Origin of the sequence: Bradyrhizobium sp. U531 (assembly GCF_051710265.1) — a bacterium.
Classification (GTDB): domain Bacteria; phylum Pseudomonadota; class Alphaproteobacteria; order Rhizobiales; family Xanthobacteraceae; genus Bradyrhizobium.
Map to the genome: position 1 here is coordinate 302,919 of NZ_JASVEN010000002.1, position 13,915 is coordinate 316,833.

The 13,915-nt window shown below is 64.9% G+C and carries 11 protein-coding genes; 10 read left to right on the forward strand and 1 reads right to left on the reverse strand.

Annotated features, from left to right (window positions below; genetic code table 11):
• Positions 1-74 precede the first annotated feature (74 nt).
• Positions 75-1,232 carry a M20 family metallopeptidase gene (locus tag QRQ56_RS13315; protein WP_438740582.1) on the forward strand — a complete coding sequence of 386 codons (1,158 nt, stop codon included), beginning with the start codon at positions 75-77 and terminating at the stop codon, positions 1,230-1,232.
• Positions 1,229-1,939 carry a tRNA (guanosine(46)-N7)-methyltransferase TrmB gene (gene trmB, locus QRQ56_RS13320; protein ID WP_438740584.1) on the forward strand — a complete coding sequence of 237 codons (711 nt, stop codon included), beginning with the start codon at positions 1,229-1,231 and terminating at the stop codon, positions 1,937-1,939. The genes QRQ56_RS13315 and trmB overlap by 4 nt, the downstream gene beginning before the upstream one ends.
• A gap of 87 nt (positions 1,940-2,026) precedes the next feature.
• On the opposite strand, the gene QRQ56_RS13325 is transcribed toward trmB, so the two are convergent.
• The gene (locus QRQ56_RS13325; protein WP_438740586.1) at positions 2,027-3,109 is read right to left on the reverse strand and encodes a DUF2336 domain-containing protein; all 1,083 of its coding nucleotides are present in this window, start codon (positions 3,107-3,109) and stop codon (positions 2,027-2,029) included.
• A gap of 360 nt (positions 3,110-3,469) precedes the next feature.
• Here QRQ56_RS13325 and rimP point away from each other — a divergent pair, with 360 nt between their 5' ends.
• From rimP to pnp, 8 genes are all read left to right on the forward strand, one after another.
• Positions 3,470-4,231: a ribosome maturation factor RimP gene (rimP, locus tag QRQ56_RS13330; protein WP_438740588.1), complete on the forward strand. Its 762-nt coding sequence runs from the start codon at positions 3,470-3,472 to the stop codon at positions 4,229-4,231.
• A gap of 2 nt (positions 4,232-4,233) precedes the next feature.
• On the forward strand, positions 4,234-5,844 hold the full coding sequence (gene nusA, locus QRQ56_RS13335) for a transcription termination factor NusA (RefSeq protein WP_438740590.1): 1,611 nt from the start codon (positions 4,234-4,236) through the stop codon (positions 5,842-5,844).
• 23 nt (positions 5,845-5,867) lie between these two features.
• A complete protein-coding gene (locus tag QRQ56_RS13340) occupies positions 5,868-6,551 on the forward strand; it encodes an RNA-binding protein (protein WP_438740592.1) in 684 nt (227 codons plus the stop codon).
• A 70-nt stretch (positions 6,552-6,621) separates the two neighbouring features.
• Positions 6,622-9,339 (forward strand): translation initiation factor IF-2, encoded by a 2,718-nt coding sequence (gene infB / locus QRQ56_RS13345; protein WP_438740594.1) that lies wholly within the window; start codon positions 6,622-6,624, stop codon positions 9,337-9,339.
• A gap of 156 nt (positions 9,340-9,495) precedes the next feature.
• Positions 9,496-9,942 (forward strand): 30S ribosome-binding factor RbfA, encoded by a 447-nt coding sequence (gene rbfA, locus QRQ56_RS13350; RefSeq protein WP_438740596.1) that lies wholly within the window; start codon positions 9,496-9,498, stop codon positions 9,940-9,942.
• On the forward strand, positions 9,939-11,057 hold the full coding sequence (truB, locus tag QRQ56_RS13355; protein WP_438740598.1) for a tRNA pseudouridine(55) synthase TruB: 1,119 nt from the start codon (positions 9,939-9,941) through the stop codon (positions 11,055-11,057). The genes rbfA and truB overlap by 4 nt, the downstream gene beginning before the upstream one ends.
• Before the next feature lie 2 nt (positions 11,058-11,059).
• Positions 11,060-11,329 (forward strand): 30S ribosomal protein S15, encoded by a 270-nt coding sequence (gene rpsO / locus QRQ56_RS13360; RefSeq protein ID WP_270164167.1) that lies wholly within the window; start codon positions 11,060-11,062, stop codon positions 11,327-11,329.
• 378 nt (positions 11,330-11,707) lie between these two features.
• Entirely contained in the window at positions 11,708-13,864 is a 2,157-nt protein-coding gene (gene pnp / locus QRQ56_RS13365; RefSeq protein WP_438740600.1) for a polyribonucleotide nucleotidyltransferase, read from the forward strand.
• The last annotated feature ends 51 nt before the right edge of the window (positions 13,865-13,915 follow it).

Sequence of the window (13,915 nt, forward strand, 5' to 3'; positions counted from 1 at the left end):
ATGGCGATTTGAGACTGCGCCAAATCTGGCCTATGTCGTCATTTGTGGCCGTGATTTGATGCGCGTCCGCTTCGATGATGCGATTCAAAGGCACAGATGCGCTCATGACCGGCTCCAATTGGTTCGATTCTCAAACTATTCTCGATGGTATCCGCCGCTGGGTGGAGATCGAGACTCCGACGGAAGCGCCTGAACAGGTCAACAAGCTGGTTTCTGCGGTCGCGGAGCAATATCGCGATCTGCCCGTCACGCTCGAGCGCGTCGCCGGCGTCGATGGCTGCGGCGATCATCTCATGGTGCGCTCGCATTGGGGCCAGGACCGGCCGGGCATCCTGGTGCTGAGCCACCTCGACACGGTCCATCCCATGGGCTTCATCGAGCGCCTGCCGTTCAAGATCGAAGGCGACGTCGCGTTCGGTCCAGGCATCTACGACATGAAGGGCGGCGCCTACATCGCCCATCACGCCTTTGCTGCGCTCTGCGCCGACGGTCATCCGTCGCCGCTCGGCATCACGCACCTGTTCACCTCCGACGAGGAGATCGGCAGCCCGACCTCGCGCAGGCTCATCGAAGAGGAAGGGCGCAAGGCCAAATACGTGCTGGTGACGGAGCCGGCGCGCGACGGCGGCAAGATCGTCACCGGACGCAAGGGCGTCGGGCGCTTCCGGGTGTTCGTCAAGGGTGTCCCGGCACATGCGGGCTCCCGCCCCGAAGACGGCCGCAGCGCGGTGCGCGAGCTCGCCAACGTCATCCTGGCGCTGGAGGGGATGAACGACCTCGAGCGCGGCGTCACCGTCAATGTCGGCGTGGTGCGCGGCGGCACGCGCCCCAACGTTACGCCGGAAGAGGCCTATGCCGAAGTCGATTTGCGCGTGGTGAGCCTCAAGGATGCAGACGAGTTCGTCGGCAAGATCCTCAGCCTGACCTCGAAGACCGAGGGCGTCACCGTCACCGTCGCGGGCGAGCTCAACCGCCCGCCATACGAGAAGACCCACGCAGGCGCCTCGCTGTTCGAACACGCAAAGACGCTCGCCGGAGAGATCGGCTTCGAGCTGATCGACACCCACACCGGCGGCGGCTCGGACGGCAATTTCACCGCCCCGCATACCGCGACGCTCGACGGGCTCGGCGTCGACGGCAAGGGCGCGCACACCCATTATGAGCAGCTCTACATCTCCTCGCTCGCGCCGCGCGCGCGGCTGCTCCATCGCCTGTATCAGACGCTGCGATGAGCGAACGCAAGTCAGACCCCGATCGCGACGACAGCGAGCGCGCCTTCTTCGGGCGCCGCAAGGGCCACAAGCTGCGGCAGCACCAGGCCGAGCTGGTCGACCATCTGCTGCCGCATCTTGCGCTCGACATCGCGGGCGAGGCGCCGGTCGACGCCCGCGAGATCTTCGGCCCCGAAACGGAAGACGTGCGGCTGGAGATCGGTTTTGGCGGCGGCGAGCATCTTGCCGCCGAAGCCCAGAGCTTCGCGACCACCGGGTTCATCGGCTGCGAGCCCTACGTCAACGGCATGGCAAAGATCCTCGCGCAGATCGAGGCGGCCAATATCGGCAATATCCGCCTGTTCGCGGGCGATGCCGCCGAGCTGCTGGCCTGGCTGCCGAAGACGTCGCTGTCGCGGATCGACCTGATTCACCCCGATCCCTGGCCGAAGCGGCGGCACTGGAAGCGGCGCTTCGTGCAGGACCGCACCATTGCCGCGATGGCACGCGTGCTGAAGCCGGGCGGTGAATTCCGCTTCGTTTGCGACATCGACGATTACTGCGCCTGGACGCTGTCGCATCTTGCGCGCTCGCAGGACTTCGCCTGGCTGGCCGAGCGCGCCGACGATTTCCGGCAGCCATGGGACGGCTACACGATGACACGCTACGGCCGGAAAGCCGCGCGCGAAAGACGCAAGGCGGCCTACTTGCGATTCAGGCGGGTGTAGTCGTCATTCCGGGCGATGCGAAGCATCGACCCGGAATCCCGAGGTTCCGGGTTCACGCTTCGCGTGCCCCGGAACGACAGCAAAAATTTAGATCGTCTGCCGGTTGCGCCAGAAATTCACGACGCGCTCGGCGGTCGTCGGCATCAGGCGCGTGAAGTTCACGCGCGCGGTCTCGATGTCGGCATCGGCTGGCGTGCGCTGCGAACCGTCCCAGAGCAGGATGAGCGCTCGCACGGTCGGCCAGCCCAGGTTCAGCACGCGGCCGACGATGAGGATCGGATCGTAGCGGTCGCCCGAGATCAGGCGGTCGAGAACCGAAAGACGGACGCCGGACATTGCCGAGAGCGAGGCGATCGATTCCTCGTATTTGTGCGCCTTGGCAAAGCCCAGCAATGCGCTCTCGCCGAGATGGCCCTCGCGATGCAAGGTGAGCACCGTGCGCTGCGCTCCGGAGAAATCGCGCCGCGGCCCCGGCGGCAGCGCGGCTTCCTCGATCGCTGCCATCGCGCGCTTGATCTCGACCTGGCGCGCAGGGTTGACCACGCTGGAAAGACGCCGGCGAATGACGTCGAGCGTCCCGTCGAGAAGCTCTTTGAGGTGGTCGCCCGAAAGATCGCTGCGCTGGCCGATCTTGAGCGTCAGCACCCCATCCTGCGCCGCGCGTTTGATCATCTCGGAATAGCTGCCCGGCGAGAACGCCGCACCGGCATTGCCCGCGGCGCGGCGCACCACGTCGCGATCGCCGCGTTCGACCAGCACGTCGGTGATCTCAGACGACAGTGTCGGGCGTTCCGTCATCGCCAGCAGATGGCCCTGGCCCTTCAGCCGCGCGATCTCGACCAGAGCGGAGTCATCGAGCACGGGCGAGCGGCGCAGCACGGGGCCCGCCACCATGATCTCGTTTTCGCGCGCGAGCTGATTGACCAGATGCGGCGGCGCGTTGGTCAGGTGCGAGAAGCGCTCGGCGAGATCGGCGCGCGAGGCAAGCTCGGCATGCGGCACGAGATCGATCAGGAGATTGTCGAAGAGATCGATGAGCTCGGGACGGAGATTGGCGGAATCCTGGAAAAACAATTCGGAGATTGCGCGCGCGATCTCGCCGCGTCGCCGCGGATCGCCGCGTTTGACGATATCGTCCAGTCCGGGAATGAGCGACGTGGCAACGGTCATGTAAACAACTCGATCAGGGCACGCCGCGGGTGCGCCCTTGGTCGAAGCCGCCCCACAATCCGGGAATTTAGCCTCTCCAGGTGAAAGAAGCGTTAGGCTCGGGACGCTGCGAATCGGGCGCAAAAAGGCCTCGTTTGACCTGCGAGAGGCCTTGTCCGGGAGGGGAGAAAGCGCTATATCAGCGCCAATTCATCTTCTCATACGATCCGCGTAGTGAGAGTGGGCCCGAAAGGACCCGCTCTTTTTTATTACCTGAACGCGGCTTGGCGGAAGATGCGCCCCGACGCGTGTCGGGAAAGTTCCGAAGCGGGCTTTGAAAATCGTAACCAAGCCTTAACCATCGAGCGCCTGATCCTGGACATGACCGAACCGAACCCTGGTTCCACGGATGCCGAATTGCTGGCCGAGCCGAGACTCGTGGTCGAGCCCGGCGCGGCGGCACGGGTGTCCGCGGTCGCCGGCCCGGTGCTGGAGGGCATGGGCTACCGCTTGGTGCGGATCCGGATTTCCGGCGAAGCCGGCTGCACCGTGCAGATCATGGCCGAGCGGCCCGACGGCTCGATGCAGCTCGAGGATTGCGAGGCGATCTCGCGGGCCCTTTCACCAGTGCTCGACGTCGCCGACCCCATCGATCGCGCCTATCGGCTGGAAATCTCCTCGCCGGGCATCGACCGCCCGCTGGTGCGCCGCTCCGATTTCGAACGCTATTCCGGCCATCTGGTGAAGATCGACATGGCGGTCGCCCATGAGGGGCGCAAGCGGTTCCGCGGCAAGCTCGGCGCCGTCGAAGGCGACCGCGTTCAATTGCATCGCGACGACGTCAAGGCAGGCGACAATGCCGACGTTCTCCTGACCATGGAAGACATCGGCGAGGCGCGCCTCGTGCTGACCGACGAGCTGATCGCGGAATCGATGCGCCGCGGCAAGGCCGAGGAGCGCCAGATGCGCAGGGATCTCGGCATCGAGCCGCCGCAGGCGCCGCACGCCGAGATCAGCGCGAAAACCACCAAGAACACCAAGCCGCAAAAGCAAAAGAAGCCGGCTCCGACCAACACCAAGAAACATCGCCTTGCCGCCGAACGCGCGCGGCGCGGCGAGATCGATCCTGACCAAGGAGACTAGCCATGGCAGTCAGCGCCAATCGACTTGAATTGCTCCAGATCGCCGACGCCGTTGCGCGCGAGAAATCGATCGACCGCGGCATCGTCATCGCGGCGATGGAAGACGCGATCGCCAAGGCGGCGCGGGCCCGTTACGGCAGCGAGACTGACGTTCACGCCGAAATCGACCCGAAGAAGGGCGAGCTCAGGCTGTCGCGCCACATGCTGGTGGTCGAGAAGGTCGAGAACCACTCCAACCAGATCTCGCTGGTCGACGCACAGCGCGCCAATCCCGGTGCCCAGGTCGGCGACACCATCGCCGACACCCTGCCGCCGCTCGAATACGGCCGTATCGCCGCGCAATCGGCCAAGCAGGTCATCGTGCAGAAGGTGCGCGAGGCCGAACGCGACCGGCAGTATCAGGAATTCAAGGACCGCATCGGCGACATCGTCAACGGCGTCGTCAAGCGCGTCGAATATGGCAGCGTGATCGTCGATCTCGGCCGCGGTGAAGCCATCATCCGCCGCGACGAGATGCTGCCGCGCGAAGTGTTCCGCAACGGCGACCGCGTCCGCGCCTACATCTTCGACGTCCGCCGCGAGACCCGCGGCCCGCAGATCTTCCTCTCCCGCACCCATCCGCAGTTCATGGCCAAGCTGTTCGCGCAGGAAGTGCCGGAGATCTACGACGGCATCGTCGAGATCAAGGCAGTGGCCCGCGATCCCGGCTCGCGCGCGAAAATCGGCGTGATTTCCCGCGATTCCTCGGTGGATCCGGTCGGTGCCTGCGTCGGTATGCGCGGCTCGCGCGTGCAGGCCGTGGTGAACGAGCTGCAGGGCGAGAAGATCGACATCATTCCCTGGTCGCCCGACATCGCGACCTTCGTGGTCAACGCGCTGGCGCCGGCGGAAGTCTCCAAGGTCGTCATCGACGAAGACCGCGAGCGCATCGAGGTCGTCGTCCCCGACACCAACAACCAGCTTTCGCTGGCGATCGGCCGCCGCGGCCAGAACGTGCGTCTGGCCTCGCAGCTCACCGGTTGGGACATCGACATCCTGACCGAGCAGGAGGAATCGGAGCGCCGCCAGGCCGACTTCGAGAACTCCACCCGCGTCTTCATGGAATCCCTCAACGTCGACGAAGTGGTCGGCCAGCTGCTGGCGTCCGAAGGCTTCACCTCGGTCGAGGAACTCGCCATGGTGGACCTCAAGGAGCTCGCCGGCATCGAGGGTTTCGACGAAGAAACCGCGCAGGAGCTGCAGAGCCGCGCCCGCGAATATCTCGAGCAGCAGGAAGCCGAGATCGAGGCACGCCGCAAGGAGCTCGGCGTCGAGGATGCCGTCAAGGACGTGCCCGGCGTCACCTCCAAGATGCTGGTGAAGTTCGGCGAGAACGACATCAAGTCGGTCGAGGACCTCGCCGGCTGCGCCACCGACGATCTGGTCGGCTGGACCGAGCGCAAGGAAGGCGGCGAGCCGACCAAGCATGCCGGTGCGCTGGATGGTATCGACATCTCCCGTGACGACGCCGAAGCGATGATCATGCAGGCCCGCGTCAAGGCCGGCTGGATCACCGAGGCCGATCTTGCCAAGCCCACCGAAGAGGTTGAGGCCAGCGAAGATCAGCCGGCTTAGGGACGAAGGAGAATGTCGCCCGGATGCTCGCAGACACTGACCACGATCTCGACCATGGCCCGCGGACCGAAAGGTCCGCGACCATGCGCATGTGCGCGGTCAGTCGCGAGGTCCGGCCGATCGACGAGCTGATCCGCTTCGTCGTATCCCCCCAGAACGAGATAGTTCCCGATCTCAAGCGCAAGCTGCCCGGACGCGGCATGTGGGTGACTGCCTCGCGCGAGGTGGTTGCGGAAGCCGTCCGGCGTCACCAATTTAGCAAGGCCTTCAAGCGCGAGCTGCGCATCCCTCAGACGCTTCCCGCCGACATCGAGGCGCTCCTGGTTCGGAGCGTGACCGAAGCCCTTGGGATCGCCGCCAAGGCCGGCCAGGTCGTGGCCGGTTTCGGCAAGGTCGAAAGCGCCCTCGGGGAAGGCACGGTCGAGGTCCTGATCCACGCCAGCGACGGGGCCGCGGACGGAATCCGCAAATTGGACACGCTGGCGCGTCAAAATACCGGAAATCGCGGCGCCAAGCCGCAGATTCCCGTCATCACCGCCCTGAAATCGGTAGAATTGGATTTGGCACTGACCCGGTCAAATGTGATACATGCTGCCGTGCTCGCGGGCCCGGCGAGCAAGTCATTCCTGTCACGTAGCCAGATGCTGGTCCGATACCGGATGGCGGACGCTGACAAGACTGCCGAAGAACCCGGCCAGGATTTCTGAGAGACAACGACCACCCGATTGGACTGTGCGGCAACGCACAACACTGAAAAATCAGGATTAGGACTGCTGAATGGTTGATACCAAGACCCCTGGCGACAAGAAGCTGAGCGTTCCGAGCAAGACGCTATCGCTCAAGCCGCGCGTCGAAACGGGCACTGTGCGCCAAAGCTTTGCTCATGGCCGCAGCAAGCAGGTGCTGGTCGAGACGCGCGGCAAGCGCCGCAACCCCGGCGCTCCCGAGCCGCAGGCGGCCGAAGTGGCGAAGCCGGCACCCGCCGCGCCCGCACCCGCCCCCTCGCGCCCGGCTCCGCCTGCTCCCCCGCGCAATTCCGGCTCCGGCGTGGTGCTGCGGACGTTGACCGAGGACGAGCGCTCCGCCCGCGCCAGCGCGCTGGCCGATGCCAAGGTGCGCGAAGTCGAAGAGCGCCGCCAGGCCGAGGAAGAGGCTCAGCGCCGCGCCGTTCGCGAAGCCGCTGAACGCGCCGAGCGCGAAGCCGCCGAATCCCGCCGCAAGGCCGAGGAAGAGCGCCACCGTCACGAGGACGAAGCCAAGCGCAAGGCCGAGACCGAGGCCAAGAAGCGCTTCGGCGAAGGCGAACAGCCGTCCGCGCCCCGTCCCGCAGCTGCTGCGACGGCGCCGGCTGCTCCCGCGCCGCGTCCCGGCGCACCCGCTCCGCGCCCCGGTGGTGCCACGACGACCGCACGCCCGGGAACCACGACCGCACGCCCTGGGACGACCACTGCACGGCCCGGAGGCGGCCCGCTTGGTCGCGCTCCCGCGGTCGCAGCCGGTCCCGATGAGGATGATGGTCCGCGCCAGATCCGCCGCGGTCCCGGCGGCGCAGCGCGCCCCGTGGTGGCTCCCAAGCCGACCCATAAGCCCGGCCCGCAGAAGGAGCGCGGCCGCCTGACTGTCGTCACCGCATTCAATGCCGACGACGTGCGCGAGCGCTCGATCGCCTCGTTCCGCCGCCGCACCCAGCGCCTGAAGGGCCATGCCGCGAACGAGCCGAAGGAAAAGCTCATCCGCGAGGTGATCATTCCGGAAGCGATCACGATCCAGGAGCTCGCCAACCGCATGGCCGAGCGCGCGGTGGAAATCATCCGCATGCTGATGAAGCAGGGCGCGATCCACAAGATCACCGACGTGATCGACGCCGACACCGCGCAGCTGATCGCCGAAGAACTGGGCCACACCGTCAAGCGGGTTGCCGCGTCCGACGTTGAAGAAGGCCTGTTCGACGTCACCGACGATTCCACCGACACCGAGACGCGTTCGCCCGTGGTGACCGTGATGGGTCACGTCGACCACGGCAAGACCTCGCTGCTCGACGCGCTCCGTCATGCCAACGTGGTCTCCGGCGAAGCCGGCGGCATCACCCAGCACATCGGCGCCTATCAGGTCGTCTCGCCCGAGAGCGGCAAGAAGATCACCTTCATCGACACGCCCGGCCACGCCGCGTTCACCGCGATGCGCGCCCGCGGCGCCAAGGTCACCGACATCGTCGTTCTGGTGGTCGCTGCCGATGACGGCGTGATGCCGCAGACGATCGAAGCCATCAACCACGCCAAGGCGGCGCGGGTGCCGATCATCGTTGCGATCAACAAGATCGACAAGCCCGACGCCAAGCCCGAGCGCGTGCGCACCGAGCTGCTCCAGCACGAGGTGCAGGTCGAATCGTTCGGCGGCGAAGTCGTCGACGTCGAGGTCTCCGCCAAGAACAAGACCAATCTCGACAAGCTGCTCGAGATGATCGCGCTCCAGGCGGAAATCCTCGACCTCAAGACCAATTCGGAGCGTCCGGCCGAAGGCACCGTGATCGAAGCCAAGCTCGATCGCGGCCGTGGTCCGGTTGCGACCGTGCTGGTCCAGCGCGGCACGCTCCGGGTCGGCGACATCATCGTCGCCGGCGCCGAAATGGGCCGTGTCCGCGCGCTGATCTCCGATCAGGGCGAGACGGTGCAGGAAGCCGGTCCCTCGGTGCCGGTCGAAGTGCTCGGCTTCAACGGTCCGCCGGAAGCCGGCGATCGTCTCGCGGTGGTCGAGAACGAAGCCCGCGCCCGCCAGGTCACCAGCTACCGTGCGCACCAGAAGCGCGAGAACGCGGCTGCCTCGATCTCCGGCATGCGCGGCTCGCTCGAGCAGATGATGTCGCAATTGAAGACGGCGGGCCGCAAGGAATTCCCGCTGATCATCAAGGCCGACGTGCAGGGCTCGCTGGAAGCAATCCTCGGCTCGCTCGAGAAGCTCGGCACCGACGAGGTCGCAGCCCGCATCCTGCATGCCGGCGTCGGCGGCATCTCGGAATCGGACGTGACGCTCGCGGAAGGCTTCAACGCCGTGATCCTCGGCTTCTCGGTTCGTGCCAACAAGGAGGCCGCTGCGGCCGCCAAGCGCAACGGCATCGAGATCCGCTACTACAACATCATCTACGACCTCGTAGACGACATAAAGAAGGCGATGAGCGGCCTGCTCGCGCCGACATTGCGCGAAACCATGCTGGGCAACGCCGCGATCCTGGAGATCTTCAACATCTCCAAGGTCGGCAAGGTCGCCGGCTGCCGCGTCACCGACGGCACCGTGGAACGCGGCGCCAATGTGCGCCTGATCCGCGACAACGTCGTCGTGCACGAAGGCAAGCTGTCGACGCTGAAGCGCTTCAAGGACGAAGTGAAGGAAGTCCAGTCCGGTCAGGAATGCGGCATGGCCTTCGAGAACTACCACGACATGCGCGCAGGCGATGTCATCGAGTGTTATCGCGTGGAGACGATCCAGCGCTCCCTGTAAGTCCAAATCTTACCGAAGCGTTCGGATCTTTTTGAACTGAAATTGCGGGAGTGCGATGGCCGGATTTTTTTCCGGCCATCCACCCCTCTTCGTTCCAACAGGACACATGACAATGCCCGTGCCTCGAACACGGGCATGACGAGGTGATTTTCGAGAATGCCACGGCATCATCAGAAGAAGAGTTCCGCCCCCGGCGGAGGCTCGCAACGTCAGTTGCGCGTCGGCGAGCAGGTTCGCCACGCGATGGCCGATATTCTGGCGCAAGGCAACGTGCATGATGCGGACCTCGAAGGTCACATCATCACCGTGCCGGAGGTGCGGATGTCGCCCGACCTGAAACTCGCGACAGTCTATGTGATGCCGCTCGGTGGCCGCGACACCGAGATCGTCATCGCTGCGCTCGAGCGCAACAAGAAATTCCTGCGCGGCGAAGTCGCGCATCGCGTTAACCTGAAATTTGCACCTGACCTTCGCTTCCGCGTCGACGAACGATTCGACGAAGCGGAACGGATCGAGAAGCTTTTGCGAACACCTGCGGTGCAGAAGGACCTCGAACAGGACTTGGAACAGGATCCGGAGACGGATCGGGAAGAAGAACGATGACGATGGACCCGGCTCACGACACGATCAGCGGCGAACAGGCCGACCAGCGCGACGTGCAGAAAAATAATTTTGCGGAGATCGGCGGCAATTCCGAGCCGCGGCAGGAGCCGCGCCGCGTCAACAACGATCCGCGCGCCAAGCAGCAGAAGGGCAACCAGGTTCGCCGCGACCGGCGCGACGTCCATGGCTGGGTCGTGCTCGACAAGCCGATCGGCATGACCTCGACGCAGGCGGTTGCGGTGCTCAAGCGCCTCTTCAATGCCAAGCGCGCCGGACACGCCGGCACGCTCGATCCGCTCGCCTCGGGCGGCTTGCCGATCGCGCTCGGCGAAGCCACCAAGACCGTTCCCTTCGTCATGGACGGCCGCAAGCGTTACCAGTTCACGGTGTGCTGGGGCGAGGAGCGCGATACCGACGACATCGAGGGCCGGCCGACCGCGACTTCCGACCAGCGCCCGACCCGGGAGGCCATTCTGGCCCTCCTGCCCCGCTTTACCGGGGTGATCGAGCAAATCCCGCCGCGCTATTCCGCGATCAAGGTCCAGGGCGAGCGCGCCTACGACCTCGCCCGCGACGGCGAGATCGTCGAGCTGGCCCCCCGTCCGGTCGAGATTCACCATTTAACCCTTGTAGATCAACCGGATAGCGACCACGCCGTGTTCGAGGCCGAATGCGGCAAAGGCACCTATGTCCGGGCGCTGGCCCGCGATATGGGCCGGATTCTCGGCTCTTACGGCCATATCTGCGCGCTGCGCCGGACCCTGGTCGGCCCGTTCGACGAGAACGACATGATTCCACTGGATCAATTGGAGGCTTTGTGCGATAGAGCCGCGTCCGGCGAGGGTAGCCTCGCGGACGCGCTTATGCCCGTTGAGACCGCGCTGGACGACATCCCGGCACTGGCCGTCACTCGGGCTGATGCGGCAAGGCTCCATCGGGGCCAAGCCGTTTTGTTGCGCGGACGGGATGCGCCCACAAGTAGCGGCACAGTCTATGTCACGGTGGCAGGCCGTCTTTTGGCGCTTGCCGAAGTTGGCAATGGCGAAATCATCCCCAAGCGTGTGTTCAACCTGACCGGCCTGACTGCCAGCCCCGGTCGCAACGAGAGAAATTGACGATGTCGATTGCCGCAGAACGCAAAGCGGAAGTCATCAAGACGAATGCCAACAAGGCCGGCGACACCGGCTCGCCGGAGGTTCAGGTCGCGATCCTGTCGGAGCGCATCAACAACCTGACCGCCCACTTCAAGACCCACGTGAAGGACAACCATTCGCGTCGTGGCCTCTTGAAGCTGGTTTCGACCCGCCGCTCGCTGCTCGACTACCTGAAGAAGCGGGACGAGGCGCGTTACAAGGCGCTGCTCGAGAAGCACAACATTCGTCGTTAAGAGTTCTTACGCGCGCCCAACGGCGCGCGTTTTCGCGTGTGGTTTCGAACGAAAGCGTTTGTTTAAAGGTTTTTGATCGAGGCTGCGTGCGCGTCGGGTGCGAACCGACAAAGATTCGCATCCGGGGCACGATGAGCGAAGACCGCAGGTTCGGTGTTCGCGTTCGTGCCGACTGACAGTCCAGCAGCAATCCGGCGGCTGGGCAGAACGGGCAAGGCGCCCGTATGACCCGAAGGGATGGACGCCATCCGAAATCCAAAAACCATGGCAGGATCGCAGGACGCTGATCACCCGCTCCGATCAGCGCCCCGCAATCTTGCGCATGGTTTTTGTTTTTCGAGCCGTCCTTCTTTCGAGAACCCATGAAAGAAGACATCTATGTTCAATAAGCATTCGGTCGAGATCGACTGGGGTGGACGCACTCTCAAGCTGGAAACCGGCAAAATCGCCCGTCAGGCCGACGGCGCCGTCGTCGCCACCTATGGCGAGACCGTGGTTCTCGCCACCGTCGTCGCGGCGAAGTCGCCGCGCGAAGGCGTCGACTTCCTGCCGCTGACCGTCGACTACCAGGAGAAGACCTACGCTGCGGGCCGCATTCCCGGCGGCTATTTCAAGCGCGAAGGTCGTCCGACCGAGAAGGAGACGCTGGTCTCCCGCCTGATCGACCGTCCGATCCGTCCGCTGTTCGTCGACGGCTGGCGCAACGAGACCCAGGTGATCGTCACCGTCCTGTCGCACGACATGGAGAACGATCCCGATATCGTCGCGCTGGTGGCTTCGTCCGCGGCGCTGACCCTGTCCGGCGCTCCCTTCAAGGGCCCGATCGGCGCCGCCCGCGTCGGCTTCGCCAATGACGAGTTCATCCTCAACCCGACGCTCGACGAGATGGTCGACACCCAGCTCGACCTGGTCGTCGCCGGCACCGCCGACGCCGTGCTGATGGTGGAATCGGAAGCCAAGGAGCTGAACGAAGACATCATGCTCGGCGCCGTGATGTTCGGTCACCGTCACTTCCAGCCCGTGATCAACGCCATCATCGAGCTGGCCGAGAAGGCCGCGAAGGAGCCGCGCGAAGTCACCGTCATCGACAATGCCGCGCTCGAGAAGGAAATGCTCGGGATCGTCGAGCAGGAGCTGCGCGCCGCCTACGCCATTCCGGTCAAGCAGGATCGCTACGCCGCGGTCGGCAAGGTCAAGGAAAAGGTGATCGCCCACTACTTCCCCGAAGGGCAGGAGCCGAAATACGACAAGCTGCGCATCGGCGCCGTGTTCAAGGAGCTCGAGGCCAAGATCGTTCGCTGGAACATCCTCGACACCGGCAAGCGCATCGACGGTCGCGACAGCAAGACCGTGCGCAACATCGTGGCCGAAGTCGGCGTGCTGCCGCGCGCCCACGGCTCGGCGCTGTTCACCCGCGGCGAGACCCAGGGCCTGGTCGTCACCACGCTCGGCACCGGCGAGGACGAGCAGTACATCGACGCGCTGTCGGGAACGTATAAAGAGACGTTCCTGCTGCACTACAACTTCCCTCCCTACTCGGTCGGTGAGACCGGCCGCCTCGGCGGTACCAAGCGCCGCGAGATCGGCCACGGCAAGCTGGCCTGGCGCGCGATCCACCCGGTGCTGCCGCCGCATCACGAGTTCCCCTACACGATCCGCGTGGTCTCGGAGATCACCGAATCCAACGGCTCCTCGTCGATGGCTTCGGTCTGCGGCGCCTCGCTCGCGCTGATGGACGCCGGCGTGCCGTTGAAGCGGCCGACCGCGGGTATCGCGATGGGCCTGATCCTCGAAGACAAGCGCTTCGCGGTTCTCTCGGACATCCTCGGTGACGAAGACCATCTCGGCGACATGGACTTCAAGGTCGCCGGTACGGAGCAGGGCATCACCTCGCTCCAGATGGACATCAAGATCGAGGGCATCACCGAGGAGATCATGAAGGTGGCGCTCGGCCAGGCCAAGGATGGACGTATCCACATCCTCGGCGAGATGGCGAAGGCGCTCACCAATGCGCGCGCCGAGCTCGGCGAATACGCGCCGCGCATCGAGACCTTCAAGATCGCCACCGACAAGATCCGCGAAGTGATCGGCACCGGCGGCAAGGTGATCCGCGAGATCGTCGAGAAGACCGGCGCCAAGGTCAACATCGAGGACGACGGCACCGTGAAGGTCGCCTCCTCCGACGGCGAGGCCATGAAGGCCGCGATCAAGTGGATCAAGTCGATCGCGTCCGATCCGGAAGTCGGCCAGATCTATGACGGCACCGTCGTCAAGGTCATGGAGTTCGGCGCCTTCGTGAACTTCTTCGGCTCCAAGGACGGTCTCGTCCACATCAGCCAGCTCGCTTCGGCGCGCGTGCAGAAGACCTCCGACGTCGTCAAGGAAGGCGACAAGGTCAAGGTCAAGCTGCTCGGCTTCGACGACCGCGGCAAGACCCGCCTGTCGATGAAGGTGGTCGACCAGACCACGGGCGAAGACCTCGAAGGCAAGGGCGGCGAGGGCGAGAAGGCCCCGCGCGAAGCGGCCGGCGAGTAAACCGCTTTAAAGCCAATTCAGAAACACGAAGGGCGGCCGAGAGGCCGCCCT